This is a genomic window from Peribacillus sp. RS7, from assembly GCF_041956845.1.
Classification (GTDB): domain Bacteria; phylum Bacillota; class Bacilli; order Bacillales; family DSM-1321; genus Peribacillus.
This window is the reverse complement of the sequence record NZ_CP168135.1, coordinates 5,498,072-5,513,286: the sequence shown is the minus strand read 5'-3', so window position 1 is coordinate 5,513,286 and position 15,215 is coordinate 5,498,072. Positions and strand designations below refer to the sequence as shown.

General features: G+C 40.0%; 14 protein-coding genes. 13 read left to right on the top strand and 1 reads right to left on the bottom strand.

Translation table 11 applies throughout. The features are described from left to right. The first annotated feature begins 196 nt into the window (after positions 1–196). From ACDZ29_RS27195 to ACDZ29_RS27185, 3 genes are all read left to right on the top strand, one after another. Positions 197–868, top strand: coding sequence for a reverse transcriptase-like protein (locus ACDZ29_RS27195; protein ID WP_370015628.1), 672 nt, complete (start codon positions 197–199; stop codon positions 866–868). Between the two features lie 5 nt (positions 869–873). Continuing rightward, complete coding sequence (locus ACDZ29_RS27190) at positions 874–1,059, top strand: zinc-finger domain-containing protein (protein ID WP_289315894.1); 186 nt, start codon at positions 874–876, stop codon at positions 1,057–1,059. Positions 1,060–1,133: 74 nt separating this feature from the next. Continuing rightward, positions 1,134–1,391, top strand: a complete 258-nt coding sequence (locus ACDZ29_RS27185) for a hypothetical protein (protein ID WP_375089375.1) — start codon at positions 1,134–1,136, stop codon at positions 1,389–1,391. A gap of 117 nt (positions 1,392–1,508) precedes the next feature. Here the strand turns inward: ACDZ29_RS27185 and ACDZ29_RS27180 are convergent, their stop codons facing one another. After that, positions 1,509–1,973, bottom strand: coding sequence for an Rrf2 family transcriptional regulator (locus ACDZ29_RS27180; RefSeq protein ID WP_289315896.1), 465 nt, complete (start codon positions 1,971–1,973; stop codon positions 1,509–1,511). A 170-nt stretch (positions 1,974–2,143) separates the two neighbouring features. On the opposite strand from ACDZ29_RS27180, the gene hmpA reads away from it, so the two are divergent. From hmpA to ACDZ29_RS27130, 10 genes are all read left to right on the top strand, one after another. Continuing rightward, positions 2,144–3,352 carry an NO-inducible flavohemoprotein gene (hmpA, locus tag ACDZ29_RS27175; RefSeq protein WP_375089373.1) on the top strand — a complete coding sequence of 403 codons (1,209 nt, stop codon included), beginning with the start codon at positions 2,144–2,146 and terminating at the stop codon, positions 3,350–3,352. A 340-nt stretch (positions 3,353–3,692) separates the two neighbouring features. Continuing rightward, the gene (gene proB, locus ACDZ29_RS27170; RefSeq protein ID WP_375089371.1) at positions 3,693–4,781 is read left to right on the top strand and encodes a glutamate 5-kinase; all 1,089 of its coding nucleotides are present in this window, start codon (positions 3,693–3,695) and stop codon (positions 4,779–4,781) included. Positions 4,782–4,819: 38 nt separating this feature from the next. Continuing rightward, entirely contained in the window at positions 4,820–6,067 is a 1,248-nt protein-coding gene (locus ACDZ29_RS27165) for a glutamate-5-semialdehyde dehydrogenase (protein ID WP_370015620.1), read from the top strand. 80 nt (positions 6,068–6,147) lie between these two features. Then, a complete protein-coding gene (locus ACDZ29_RS27160; RefSeq protein ID WP_370015618.1) occupies positions 6,148–6,591 on the top strand; it encodes a general stress protein in 444 nt (147 codons plus the stop codon). 740 nt (positions 6,592–7,331) lie between these two features. Then, complete coding sequence (locus tag ACDZ29_RS27155; protein WP_375089369.1) at positions 7,332–9,260, top strand: sigma 54-interacting transcriptional regulator; 1,929 nt, start codon at positions 7,332–7,334, stop codon at positions 9,258–9,260. A gap of 183 nt (positions 9,261–9,443) precedes the next feature. Next, positions 9,444–10,418, top strand: coding sequence for a hydroxyacid dehydrogenase (locus ACDZ29_RS27150; RefSeq protein WP_375089367.1), 975 nt, complete (start codon positions 9,444–9,446; stop codon positions 10,416–10,418). A gap of 48 nt (positions 10,419–10,466) precedes the next feature. Further along, a complete protein-coding gene (locus ACDZ29_RS27145; protein WP_375089366.1) occupies positions 10,467–10,658 on the top strand; it encodes a DUF3311 domain-containing protein in 192 nt (63 codons plus the stop codon). Then, positions 10,658–12,154 carry a sodium:solute symporter gene (locus tag ACDZ29_RS27140; protein ID WP_375089365.1) on the top strand — a complete coding sequence of 499 codons (1,497 nt, stop codon included), beginning with the start codon at positions 10,658–10,660 and terminating at the stop codon, positions 12,152–12,154. The genes ACDZ29_RS27145 and ACDZ29_RS27140 overlap by 1 nt, the downstream gene beginning before the upstream one ends. Before the next feature lie 77 nt (positions 12,155–12,231). Continuing rightward, positions 12,232–13,890, top strand: coding sequence for a thiamine pyrophosphate-dependent enzyme (locus tag ACDZ29_RS27135; RefSeq protein WP_375089364.1), 1,659 nt, complete (start codon positions 12,232–12,234; stop codon positions 13,888–13,890). An 84-nt stretch (positions 13,891–13,974) separates the two neighbouring features. Then, positions 13,975–15,150: a Glu/Leu/Phe/Val dehydrogenase gene (locus ACDZ29_RS27130; RefSeq protein ID WP_375089363.1), complete on the top strand. Its 1,176-nt coding sequence runs from the start codon at positions 13,975–13,977 to the stop codon at positions 15,148–15,150. The last annotated feature ends 65 nt before the right edge of the window (positions 15,151–15,215 follow it).

Sequence of the window (15,215 nt, the reverse complement as noted above, 5' to 3'; positions counted from 1 at the left end):
GTTAATATGCTATGATTAAAAACTGTTTCATATAAAATTAAGATTGAAACATGAGAATTTCAGGCTGATAAGGGAACTATAATGAAAAGAGTGATTCAATTGCTTACATTATATTATAAATGGTGGGACGAGAAAAAGGTATGAAAATTGTAAGCTGTTCTGCATGAATAGTGAATTGATAAGGAGCTGGAAATCTTTGAAGGTAATTATGCAATGGACATATCATGCTTCAAAAAAACCATCTGCCGATTTCGTTTCGGATTGGCTTGATGCCGGGACTGCACTAGTCATTACAGAAGACCTTGAAAAGGCGGGAAGGCTGAAAGAAGTGGAATTCAAGGATGAATTTGATACAGCATGGACAAAGAAGGAGCTAAAGAAACTCCTTACTGAAGTTGAAGAAGAGCCGCAGGATGTAACGGTTTTTTTTGATGGCGGTTTTCAAAAAGATGAAAAGATGGCAGGAATCGGTGTTGCCATTTATTATCGTCAAGGTAAGAAGTTCTGGCGTTTACGCACTAATGTAAAATTGGAGCAATTCGAATCCAATAATGAAGCGGAATATGCAGCATTTCATGAAGCGGTAAGGCAGATGGACGAACTTGGAATCCATCACCAAAGCTGTGTATTTAAAGGGGATTCTCTAGTTGTCTTAAATCAACTTTCCGGTGAATGGCCCTGTATGGAAGAAAACTTGAATAAATGGCTGGACCGCATTGAAGCGAAACTGGATAAGTTAAAGATCATTCCGGTCTACAAGCCAATTTCACGAAAGGAAAACCAGGAAGCCGATCGCCTGGCAACACTTGCTCTTCAGGGAAAAGCCATTTTCAGCAAAATAGAAGTTGCTGGGTCAAAGGAGCCATAACAACAATGAACAGGAAAAAAATATATGAAGAAGTGGAAGATGTTCTCGCTTCGTTTTGCCAAGATTGTTTTTTACGAAAGCATTTTCGAAAAGAGAAGGGGCGTTCTTATGCCCATCAGTTCTGTATATCAGAATGTACAGTCGGTGAAAAATTAAAACAGCTAGGCAATGAACTTAGTGGCCGTTCGTAAGTACTGAAAATTGCTTTGATTATGATACAGGGTCATGAAGGATATGGTATTATAGGTAAAAATTAGATAAATATGTGAGAGCATTGAAGAAATGGGTAGCTGCATGGTCAGAAAATCAAGTACAACCTAAAGTGACAATTCATGAAAGACTCAACGAAGCTTCGCTTCAAATTAAAAACATCTTTCAAGATATACGTAAAGCAGGAAAGATACAGCTTGAAATGGTTGAAGTGATTAAAGCGGAAGTTGCACCTGTCATTGCAGAAGCGGCAAAGATTCCTCATATTTATTACCTTTTTGAAGAAATGCAAGCAAATAAAGAGTCATTATGATCCATCCATACGATCCCCTTAAAGTTTTATTGAAAACCAATACTGGGATCATTGATTTGCGAATGGAAAAGGGATGGCAGATTGAACGGATCATCAGTTAATGAAAGAAGAGCCCGATTATAAAAAATCGGGCTCTTCTTCATTTTGCTTTACCGAATCGAAATATGCTTTGAGCATCACTTTATTTTCGATGAAGTCTGCAATCGTATATTGATCAAGGACCTGTAGAAAAGCATCCAAGGCATTATTAAGGACAAATTTCAAAGAACAAACGGGAGAAATCACACAGTTATCGTGATCTTTAAAACATTCCACTAGATAAAAATCCTCTTCGGTTTTCCGCACCAGTTCCCCTACATTTATTTCAGCGGGGGATTTTGCTAGCCGGAAACCGCCATTTCTTCCACGTATCGTCTCAATATAGCCTAATTTACCTAGATTATGAACAATCTTCATCAAATGATTTTTAGACAGTTGATAAACTTCAGAGATCTCTTTTATATTTGATAATTTGCTTTGGTCGTGGGAAGCCAGGTAAATCAACACTCTAAGTGAGTAATCGGAATAACTCGTCAACCTCATGTTTATCGCCTCACATTCTATCCCCATTTGACTATATCATAAATGTGAACATTTTATAAACATGAAAACTTATTCTCTGAAAAGATGCATTAAAAATATTGCTTTTAATGGATTTAAGTTCTAATATAAACATGTATTTAAAATACTTGTTTATGAAGAGGAGTTTTCGTATGCTATCCCAGAAAACAATCGATATCATCAAATCAACCGTACCTGTTTTAGAAGTGCATGGTACAACTATAACAACTGTATTCTATAAAAATCTTTTCGAAGCACATCCTGAATTATTAAATGTCTTTAATCACGCCAATCAAAAAAAAGGGCGCCAGCAAAATGCACTTGCCAACACGGTTTTGGCAGCAGCTAAATATATAGATAAACTTGAAACGATTTTACCTGCCGTGAAGCAAATAGCACAAAAACACAGAAGTCTCGCAGTTAAAGCCGAGCATTATCCGATAGTGGGAGAACACCTATTAGGTGCAATCAAGGAAGTTTTACAAGAGTCGGCTACAGAAGAAATCCTCCAAGCTTGGGGAGAGGCCTATGGAGTCATTGCCGATGTATTCATTAGCATCGAAAAGGAAATGTACGACCAAGCTTCCAATCAGGTAGGGGGATGGTCAGATTTCAAACCATTCACTGTGGTGGAAAAAGTCCGCGAAAGTGATGTAATCACTTCCTTTTATTTAAAGCCATCAAATGGCGATGAGGTTCCATCTTTTCTTCCTGGACAATATATTACCGTTCGTATCGAGATACCGGGTGAACGCTATTTATTCAACCGTCAGTATAGTTTGTCTGATGTTCCGGGGAAAGATTACTTCCGGATTTCCGTCAAAAAAGAAAAGCCGGGAATCTCTCCTGATGGAAGGGTCTCGAACTACTTGCATGAATCCATTCAGATGGGTGACAGTATAGACGTAACGGCTCCTGCAGGGGATTTCACCATCGACTTGGAAAAACGAACACCTGCAGTATTTCTGAGCGGAGGCGTTGGAATAACACCCTTCATGAGCATGGTCCATGCGGTGGCTGAACAAAAGCCTGAGCGTGATGTCCAGTTCATTCATGCATCCGGTAATGGAAATTTACAGCCGTTTAGAGAGGAATTGACAGAGCTGACACACAAGCTTGCCAGCTATCATTTATCCTTCGTCATTAAAAATCCGAGTGAGGAGGATAAGAACCTGCCGAATTTTGAGAAGGAAGGGTATATCGATAAGGAATTGTTGAGCCGTCATGTAAAACCTGATGCTGATTATTATGTGTGTGGTCCTGTTCCTTTCATGAAGGCCATTATCACTTACCTGAAAGAGTTGGGGGTAAATCCCGATAAAATACACTATGAGTTCTTCGGCCCAGCCATGGCGTTATAAGGTTCAGGTTCATTCATAGTTGGAATGTTATTGACATCAAGAAGATAATTTTGCATACTATATTAAAACAATGAACGTTGAGAGAAGATTAGTATGCGAGAATCACTGTGACAGAGAGCGGCGTCAATTGCTGGAAGACCCGCGACAGGAAAGCGCAGAACCTGCTTCTTGAGTCCTATGCAAAACATAGGCGCAAATCCTGGCGTTATCAGGCAAAGTGGAATGCATGAACTTGCATTCAATGAAGGTGGTACCACGGAGAGCAGCCCTTTTCGTCCTTATTTCGAGGATGAAAAGGGCTTTTTTTCATGTCTAAGATATTTATTGGAGGAAAAAATCGATGGAAAAGAAACGCATCGTAGTAAAGATAGGAAGTAGTTCTTTAACCAACACACAAGGTGAAATCGACCAAAAAAAATTTTCCGATCATATCCAGGCAGTTGCAGCATTAAGGAAAGCGGGACATGAAGTTGTCCTTGTTTCATCAGGTGCCGTAGCGACAGGTTTCCGCAAGCTCGGTTATCCTACGAGACCTGTCACTCTCAAAGGAAAACAAGCTGCTGCAGCTGTAGGGCAAAGCCTATTGATTCAATCATATATGGAACAATTAGGTCGATTTGGGCTCGTTCCGGCGCAAATATTATTAACACGGAAAGATTTCTCGAAAAAAGATAGATATAAAAATGCATATGCGACATTGATGGAATTGCTTGAACGCGGCATCCTTCCGATTATAAATGAAAATGATACAGTATCAGTCGAGGAGTTGACTTTCGGTGATAACGATATGCTATCCGCCTTAGTAAGCGGGTTGGTCCATGCCAGCAACCTGATCATATTAACGGACATTAATGGGCTCTATGATTCCAATCCACAGACAAATCCAGGGGCGAAACGATTTGAAAAGCTATCCGAAGTAACGGCGGATTTATTGCAAATGGCAGAAGGTGCGGGCTCTAATGTTGGAACCGGTGGAATGAAATCGAAGTTGATAGCAGCCCAAACTGCATTGTCTCTTGGAGTGAAAGTATTCATCGGATCTGGTGCGGGGAGTGAAAAACTTCTCACAATCCTAGAAGGCAACGGTGATGGCACATATATTGGGAATGATGTCATGACGACGGTAACGAAAAACAAACAGTGGATATCCCTTCATTCACAAGTATCCGGAAAAATTTTCGTTGATGAAGGTGCCGAAAAGGCTTTAGTTTCAAATGGCAGCAGTCTACTGCCAGCTGGAATTTATGAAATTAAAGGAGTTTTCAATAAGGGCGATGTCGTCGAAGTCTTTGGTGCAAATGGATTATTGGGGCGGGGTGAGGTCCTTTATTCCGACGAAGAATTAAAACAGGCGATGGGCAAGCGGACAACCGAGCTTGTGATCACTTCCATCGAAGTGATCCATCGTGATAAATGGGTAAAGGCATAGCTTATAAATATTAGCGAAGGAAAAGGGGGCATTTGAAAATGAGTGAAGTGACTGCGAAAGGAAAGGCAGCCAAAAAAGCCAGTTATCAGCTAATTGGGTTAACAACGGATAAGAAGAATGAGGCACTTGGGAAAATTGCTAAGCAACTTGTTATCGATAAAGATCTTTTGATAAAAGAAAACCAAAAGGATCTGGAAGAAGGCAGGAAAAAGGGTTTCAGTGAGTCTACTTTAGATCGAATCATGTTAAATGTTAACCGTATTGATGACATGGCAGCGGCAATTAGACTTTTAATCGATTTAAAGGATCCTATTGGAGAGAAATTGGAGACTATCGAAAAAGAAAATGGGTTATTGATTAAAAAGTTAAGAGTGCCGATCGGTGTAATCGGAATGATTTATGAAGCTAGGCCGAATGTGACCATCGATGCAGCTACACTATCCTTGAAAACGGGGAATGCGGTCCTCTTAAGAGGTAGCTCGTCAGCCAAATACTCCAATATGGCACTAGTCTCTTCCATCCATAAAGCATTAGAGAATACGGAGATTCCTATGGAAGCAGTTCAGTTAATCGAGGATACGAGCCGTGAAACCGCTAAAGAACTATTTCATCTTAATGAGTATTTAGATGTTTTGATTCCTCGCGGCGGAAAGAATTTAATAGAAACGGTCATTAAGGAGTCCACTGTTCCCGTCCTTGAAACAGGAGCAGGCAATTGCCATATATTCATCGATCAGACAGCAGAGATCACGATGGTCGAGAAAATTGTCTTAAACGGTAAAACACAGCGCCCTTCCGTATGCAATGCAATTGAGAGCCTTCTTATTCACGAAAAATGGTTTGAAGAAAATGGTAAGAGGATTTTGGCAATCCTAGACGAAAAAGGTATCGAAGTATACGGAGACGAAGCGGTTTGCAGCGCTTTTCCAGGAGCGAAAAAGGCTACGGAGGATGATTGGTCTACAGAGTACCTAGCATTAAAAATCAGCGTAAAAATTGTAAAAGGTGTTTCGGATGCCATTGAACACATTAATCGATACGGTACCAAGCATTCCGAAGCAATCCTGACGAGAGATGAACAAAACGCTACCGTATTTTTGAATAAAGTGGATGCGGCAGCAGTTTATCATAATGCTTCCACCCGTTTTACCGACGGTTTTGAATTTGGTTATGGCGCAGAAATCGGCATTTCCACACAAAAGCTCCATGCACGTGGACCTATGGGTTTACCGGCCTTGACATCAAGCAAGTACTTCATTTATGGCCAGGGGCAAATCCGGGAGTGAATTTCATTTTTTTCATAGAAGGTTATTGAAACTCAATTAAGGGTATTGTATAGTACATTACTTTTAAAGGAGCAGATACCATGGACAAGAGGTTTATAGCAATATATGAAAATGAAAATGAAGCGACTTCAGCAGTCGAAAATTTAAAGGAACAAGGATATACATCCGATCAAATATCAGTAGTGGCAAAAAACATTGATAAATTACCCAATGAAGCTGAGGAAGTCAGTCCGGCAAAGACTGATGGATTAGTTGCTGGGGCAGCAGCCGGCGGAGCTGTCGGGTTGACCGGCCTCCTTATTGGAATGAGTGCATTAGCCATACCAGGAATTGGTCCAATATTGGCGGCAGGACCGATTTTTGCCACTTTTGGCGGAGCAGCAGCCGGGGCAGCATCGGGAGCAGGCGGATTGAGAAAGCCATTATTGGATATGGGACTAGAGGAAGCCGAAGTCGATCAATATATGGAGGGTATCAAGTCCGGGAAAATCCTTGTCATTGCTGATCCAGTTTTAAGTTCGTAAGTAGAACCTCCTTGAATGAATAGTTCTACGATGATTGACAACAAAGCTCCAAGACCTCAAATACTCAAAATGAAACAGATCGTGTATATTGTAAAACCCCGTTCAGGATTTCTTGAACGGGGTTATGTGTTTGTAGACTAATTTTAATGTCAGTAACTATAAAACCAAAAGGAATTCCACGTTTGTATGAAGAATATAAGGAGTATAGTCCTATTGTCGAGAAAGGAATGAAAATTATACCAAATAAAATGATTTATATGCCAGGTAATTTTTTTATACAGCAAAGAGGGGGCTAGCATTTTTAATTCAGTTTTAGATTTCATTGAATCACTAAATAATGAAAACTTTAAGAAATCTTCATACTGTTGTTAATGGTAAAAGCTTATTACAGTGATGATAAGCAGGGGAAAAATAAACATTCCAAGAAGAAAAAGGTGAGTAGGGTAATTTGAATGTGACTCTTATTGAAAGAATAATCTGCTATCAATAACAATTCGAATACTAGGGTGTAAATTAAAAGTGAAAAGGTCGTTTATTGACGAAAAAACCCATGGTAACAGGGTTTTTTGTTTTTCAAAAGTGATTGTAAAAATGATATATATAATTCTGAACGAAAACATTTGCTTGGCATACTTAGCCATCTCGATTAAACACATCCTGGTTTGACTAGGGCTTAACTATCAGGTTGCTTGAGATTATATCCAATAAACCAAAATGATTTTACGTTGGAGGTTGGCGTTTTGATAAAAATTAAACTCGTTGTTCCTCGAAAAGGGTATATTACGGATGCTTTTGAAAGGTTTGAGGAATTCAACCAGTTGGAAGAATCAGAAAACAATGATAACGGTTCAGTGAAGTTTGTTTTAGAGGAGGTAGTTGAGGATGCCGATAAGGTTGGGAAGTTGAAGCTTGATGCGGATGTAATCATCTCAAGGGGATTAATCACAAAACTATTAAAAGAAAGCAATGAATCTATTCCTATCGTTGATATACCTGTACAAGGTATTGACCTCATTCGTTCCCTTTATGATTGCAAGGCACGTTTTGGCAGTAAAAAAGTGGCCGTTATAGGAGCGCTGAATATGATTTATGGCGTGGAAAACCTTTCGGATATCGTTGATTTGCCAATTCAGTCCTATATATTGAATGATATCGAGTCCTCAGTTAGTTTAGTGGAATTAGCAGCCAGAGATGGCTGTGAGGTGGTGTTAAGTGGTTTAAGTACCTGTAACTATGCTGAAGAGATAGGGTTGGGAGCCATTCTTGTTGACACTGGAAAGGAATCATTTCGGCAGGCGTTGATTGAGGCGAAAAGAGTAGCTCTTGTCAGCAGAAGGGAACAGGAGAAGACCAAGCGTTACCAAACGATTCTTAATTATGCCTATGAAGGGGTTATTGCAATAGATTTAAAACGACAAATATCTGTATTTAATACGGCGGCTCAGGAGATATTATCCATTTCCAAGGGGAGCTTAATTGGAAATTCTATATACGATATGATAAAGGACGGAAAATTTCGTAATATGCTGTTAAGTGACAATGAATACGAAAAAGATATCGTTGCTTACCAAGCCATTCAATTATCGGTTAAAAAAGTTGGGATATTTTTAAAAGGTAAAAAAGTGGGGGATATGGTTGCCTTTCAAGATGTTACACGCATTCAGGAGATGGAAGGGAAGTTCTTTAGAAAGATTCATTCACGTGGACATGTGGCTAAGTACACCTTTGATGATATATTGTACCGGAGTTCCGAAATTAAGAGGACGATTGAAACTGCTCAACATTATAGTGAAGTAGATTCAAACATTCTTATAATTGGAGAAACCGGAACGGGCAAGGAAATATTCGCCCAAAGCATACATAATCATAGCAACCGGAAAAATAACCCGTTTGTAGCCATTAATTGCGCTGCGCTTCCCGAAAATTTATTGGAAAGTGAGTTATTCGGATATGCAGAAGGAGCTTTCACGGGGGCTATGAAAGGCGGAAAGCAAGGCTATTTTGAATTGGCTCATAGAGGTACGATTTTTTTAGATGAAATAGGGGAAATCTCCCCAAAAATGCAAAGTCGGCTGCTTCGTGTCTTGCAAGAGCGGGAAATCATGCGAATCGGTGATGATAGAGTGATTCCGGTTGATGTGAGAATTGTGTCGGCAACAAACAAAGACCTCATGCAAATGGTCAAAAGTAATGAATTTCGGGAGGATCTATATTATCGCTTGAGTGTACTGGACCTTGTCTTGCCTCCGCTTCGGGAACGCAGAGAAGATATTCCGTTATTGGTGAATGCTTTTATTCAGAAAGGTCATTCGGATCAAAAAATTAAGATTACGGATACTGCCATGAAAAAGCTGAGTGAAGAGAATTGGGAAGGGAATATTCGCCAATTGCAAAATTTTTGTGAGCGATTATGTGCTCTTTATAAAGACAAGTTAATTGATGTGTACGATATCGAAATGTATTTTCCGAATAGAAGTAAAAAGAAAATACTGTCGAAACAAGCAGAAGAACTTGATATGCCACTTGGGATACATCTATCCGAGCGTGAAAGAATTGTTCAAACGTTAAATAAGGTTAATTTTAATAAAGGAAAAGCTGCCTTGGAGTTAGGGATGAGTCGCACGACTTTATGGAGAAAGATGAAAAACTGGAGTATTGAAACAAATTGAAACGTAATGAAACTTATTAATTCATTATGAAACAATTTGTTAACTTTATTTATGTCTTAATTTGAGAACTAATTGGCTTCTTTCTTGAATAAACTGATGTTTTTTATGTTGGCACAATAATTGTATATATACAATGAAGTAGGAAAGATTTTTCCTTCAAGGTTAACATGAAAGGGTGGTAATGTGAGTCATTTAGTGTATATTCCTCAAGATATAGAGAAAGAGGGGAAAAGTTATTTAGTAGAAAAAGGCTATAAGATTAAAGTAGGATCTGAACTTGCACAAGAAATCCTTATGGAAGAAATCAAGGATTGTGATGCAGTATTAACGAGATCAACGGCTGTAATAAATAAGGAAGTTATTGAAGCAGCTGAAAACCTCAAAGTAATTGCTAAGTATGGAGTTGGGTTGGACAATATCGATATCGAAGCTGCTACAGAACGGGGCATTTATGTAACAAATACGCCAGAGGCAAATGCGAATGCTGTAGCTGAACATGTAATGGCATTTATTTTATCTTTGTCCAAAAACTTGAGTGTGGCTGATAAAGAGCTGCGAAGTGGGAATTTTGCTATCCGCAATCAACTTTTTGGCATGGATTTGGAAGGCAAGACATTAGGGATTATTGGACTAGGGAGAATTGGTAGAATACTGGCGAAAAAAGCTTCAAAAGGTTTTGATATGAAAGTGATTGGCTATGACCCCTATGTTACAGCCAGCACGAATTCGGAGTTAGAGATAGCAACTGACTTAGAGTGGGTTTTCAGAAACTCTGATGTTATCAGTCTGCATCTGCCATTAACGAAAACAACAAAAGGAATAATAGGAAGCCGGGAGTTTTCCTGGATGAAACCTTCATCCTATTTTGTAAACGCTTCCAGGGGAGGCGTAGTGAAGGAGAGTGATTTAGTAAATGCTTTGCAAGCGGGCGAGATTGCCGGCGCTGGAATAGATGTATTTGAAGTTGAGCCTCCTGATAAATGGAATCCCCTTTTTAAAATGGATAATGTGATTGTCAGCCCTCATAATGCGGCATTGACGAAAGAAGGTTCGGTACGCATGGCTGTACATGCAGCAATGCAAGTGGAACAAGTCCTTACTGGAATGAAACCGAATTGGGCAGTAAATGAGCCATTAACTAAAGGGGTGCCAAAGTAGTAGTGCTACAAGTGTAATTATCTGTTTGTTGATAAGGATGGTGAACAAATGAAGAAAATAATCTATGTGATAAGTGCGGTACCAGCACTTGGCTCGCTTTTTGTTATCAATCGAATTGAACCATATGTTTTAGGAATGCCATTTGTTCTTTTTTGGGCCATATGTTGGGTTTGTCTTACATCGGTGTGCTTGATAATTGCTAATAAACTTGATCCTGCAACCAAGGAGGAAGAAGACTAATGAATGAAGCCCTGCTTGTCATCCTTTTCTTTCTGGTTCTGTGTATTTGGTTAGGGCTTCAAGCTCGAAAAGGTAAAAATATGAGTTTGGAACAATGGGCTATAGGTGGAAGAGGTTTCGGCAGCTTTTTGCTCTTCTTTTTGATTGCAGGTGAAATGTTTACGACATATACGTTTTTGGGGGCCAGCGGCGGCGCTTATAGATCTGGTATGCCTCCAGCCTTATATGCTTTCAATTGCTTCTATTTTGTAATAGCCTATTGGCTGTTGCCGCCAATTTGGAGATATGCAAAAAAAAATAATGTCATATCTCAATCCGATTTTTATGACAAGAAGTACAATAGTCCGGCTTTAGGTGTTCTTGTGGCGGTAATCAGCGTTATTTCAATTATTCCTTATCTAATCATGCAGTTAAAAGGGTTAGGAATTATCGTATCGGAGGCGTCCTATGGGTCCATCTCTCCTAATGTGGCTATAGTTGTAGGTGTAATTGCCATCACAATTTATGTAACTGCCTCAGGGATGCATGGCGTAGCGTGGACGGCGGTTATTAAAGATATCATGATTTTGGCAGTTGTCGTCTTTATGGGGATTTATTTTCCACTTCATTATTACGGTGGTTTGCAGTCGATGTTTGAAGCAATCGATACAGCAAAACATGGATTATTGATATTCCCTGAACAAGGATTGAGTATCTCTTGGTTTATTTCCGCTACGATTATGACAGCACTGGCATTCTATATGTTTCCTCATATGTTAGCGGGAGTGTTTTCTGCAAAAAGTCCAAAATCACTTCGTTGGAATGCTGGGGTTATGCCAATTTATCAAGTAATCATCATTTTTTCGCTTTTTATTGGTTTTTCTGCGATTCTTCAAGTTCCGAATTTACAGGGAGCAGAAGCAGATTTGGCTTTATTTAAAATGGCGAAGATGTCATTCGATCCCTGGTTTGTTGGAGTTATTGGAGCATCTGGGGCGATGGCCGCCCTTATACCTAGTTCACTCGTGTTGACGGCTACGGCCACGATACTTTCAAAAAATGTATATAAGGTGTGGAAACCGAATACATCAGATGACCAACTTCGAAGATTGAGCATGATGTTAGTACCTGTCATTTCTATAGTGACCCTATACTTTACGTTCAATGGCGGGGAGTCGATTTTTACGCTGTATCTTATGGCATATAGCTTCATGGCACAGTTGTTCCCAGCACTATTTTTCAGTTTGTGGAAAAAGAATCCTGTTACCGTTCAAGGAGCTTTTGCCGGAATGATAGCTGGAATTCTAATTGTCATTTACTCGACTACATCAGGTACGACACTTGCCACATTATTTCCATCTCTACCGCAAGCAATACAGGATCTTGATGTGGGGTTAGCTGTATTATTCATCAACATTGCAGTAACTTTGGGAGTAAGTGCTATTACAAGAAATACTTCAATTGAGACGGAAGCAGATAATAAACCAGTTTCTGGTATCGAAAAACTTGTTAAATGATAGTAAGAATGAGTGCAATATTAATAGAAACATAAATTAGCAAACAAATACACGTTCTTGAAAGCGGGAGGCTGAATATGAAAGTCAGTGGAGGAAGAGCAGTCGTAGAAGTAATGGCTAAAGAAGGGGTAAAAAAAGCTTTTTGTGTACCAGGTGAAAGTTATCTTAGTGTAATGGATGCACTATATCAACATCCTGAAATAGAACTTATTTCCGCCAGACATGAAGGAGGTGCCTCTTTTATGGCGGAAGGGTATGCGAAGGCTTCAGGTGAGGTAGGAGTTTGTATGGCAACGCGTGGAGTGGGTGCTTCAAACTTAGCTATCGGTATTCATACTGCTGCTCAGGATTCAACCCCTTTGGTTGCGCTTATTGGCCAAGTCGAACGCCCTTTTAAAGAAAAGGAAGCGTTTCAGGAAGTGAATTTGACGGGTTTTTTCAGTCATTTATGTAAATGGACGGTTGAGATTGATCGTGTGGAAAGAATCCCGGAATTATTGCAACGGGCGTTCCATATGGCGCGATCGGGACGTCCGGGTCCTGTATTAGTGGCTTTGCCGCATGACATGTTAGAAGATGAGGCAGAGTTGAACATCTATCCTTCTTATCGCGCGCTTCCTCCCCAACCACATTTGGACGATTTGAAGCAGGCGATAGAGACGATACGAAACGCGGAGCGCCCCATATTGATTGCTGGTGGCGGTGTGATTCATGCTAAGTCTAACAAGCTGCTTGTACAGTTTGCCGAGGCAATGAAACTTCCTGTTGTTACCGCTTTCCGCCGATTCGACGCGTTTCCGAACTCACACCCCTGCTATGCAGGATGGCTAGGGTTTGGGACACCACAATATTTACTGGATACAATCCGAGATGCAGATGTAGTTTTGGCGTTAGGGACACGATTCTCTCAAGTAGGAACACAAGATTACACCTTGCTCTCTGAAAATACAAAACTGATCCATGTAGATATTTGTCCCGATATTTTTGGTAAAGTGTATGCTCCTTCCCTTGCCATTGAAGCAGATGCCAAGAGTTTCTTAGAACAAGCACTGCAAGCTTCAGGTTCTTCCATTTCAAACGAAGATAATGTGAAAGAATTGCATGAAAAATATATGACATTTTCTGAACCAAAGGCCGACTACACAAAAGATTTCGTGGATATGGATGGATTAATGCATGACGTTGCTGTCTGTCTTCCGAAGGACACCATTATTACAAATGATGCCGGCAATTTTTTTGGATGGCTATCCAGATATTATCGTTTTGAACATGAAAACACTTACGTGGGGCCAACTTCGGGAGCGATGGGATATGGACTGCCTGCTGCAATAGGGGCAAAGCTGGCGCAACCTCAGAAACATGTTGTTTCTTTTTCAGGAGATGGCGGCTTTATGATGACTCTCCAAGAGATTGAAACGGCTGTACGGTATAAAATTCCGACCATATCAATTGTCGTGAACAACAATATGTACGGAACGATTCGTGTACATCAAGAAAGGCATTTTCCAAAACGGGTCGTTGGAACTGAATTGTCCAACCCTAATTTTGCCGAATTGGCCCGCTTGTTTGGAGCGCATGGTGAAAAGGTTGAAAAAAATAGTGATTTTGCGCCAGCGCTTCAAAGGGCGATTGCTTCAGGGCTTCCGGCTGTAATCGAAGTTGCAGTCAATCCAAAGATTCTAACTGTAGGCCAAGACAAGAAGGGAGTACACGAAAAGCTAGTGTCCAACAAATAGTTGCGGCATCCATGCTTTGGTTTGTTTCCATTAGAAGTCAGTCGTAGGAATTAATAAAAGGAAGTTTTTGGGGAGGGTTCACAAATGTTAAAACCATATTTAGTTGTGGAATGGAATGATACGGAAACAGATGCAAAAGGGTGGCTGGTCGTGCATAACTTTGTTAAAGGCTACTCAGGCGGCGGTACAAGAATGCATCCAACGGTTACACGAGAAGAGGTCGAAAGATTAGCTGAGGCGATGGCTTATAAGTATGTAGCCTGTGAGTCCGAGACGACAGGCGGTTGTAAAGCGGGCATTGCCTATGATTATAAAGCGCCAGACGCGTATGCAGTATTAAGAAGATTTCTAATTGCGATGATGCCTTATATAGACATCGGGGTATCTTTAGGCAGTGACTTAGGTACCAAATATGAAGATGTGCTCAAAATATTCAATGAGTTTGGTATGGATATACCTCTTACGAAATCAATGAAGCAGAATCTGAATGTTCTGCAAGGGATAATAGACTTTGATGAACTTTTGACGACAAAAATTGACGGGTTGTTTTTAAACGATGTCGTAACAGGATATGGTGTAGCATTTTCGGCAGATGAGGCATGGAAATTTAAAAGCGGAAAAGATGGAGCGAGAGTTGTCATTCAAGGTTTCGGCTGTGTAGGAGCAAGTTGTGCATTGAAAATGTCCCAGTTAGGTTATAAAGTTGTAGGGATTTCTGATGCCAACCTTTTGGTAACGTGTGAAGAAGGATTAGATGTCCAAAAGCTTATTGATCGTAAGAATTCATACGGAGAAATGGATAAAGAGTTTTTTGAACCGCATTATGATGTAAGGGCAAACACGGATTGGCTCGATATAGATTGCGACATATTAATTCCGTCCGCACTAGAGGATGTCATCCACAAATCAAATGCTAAAAGCGTAAAAGCAAGCTTAATTGTGGAGGCGGCAAACATTCCCCTTTCTTTAGAGGGAGACGAAATCATAAAACAAAGAGGAATTGATGTTGTCAATGATTTCGTTGCGAACCTTGGGGCGATTAGATTTTATGATGCCGTTATTTTTGGACTAGTAAATCCAAATCCACAATCTGTAGTTGATGATATCGAACAACTATGCAGGAAAAATACGTATCACTTGTTTACACAAGCAAAAAACCAAAATAAATATCAAAGAGATGTAGCTTATGAAATATTCAAACCGACAATCAGCGACTTGCTGGAATATGCAGAGCCTTCCGAAGCTTTATCTCCACAATAATGTGTTTTATTTTCAGAATAATGGGAACTCTCTATAACTTGTGTTAATCAGTGTATGGGGCAGTT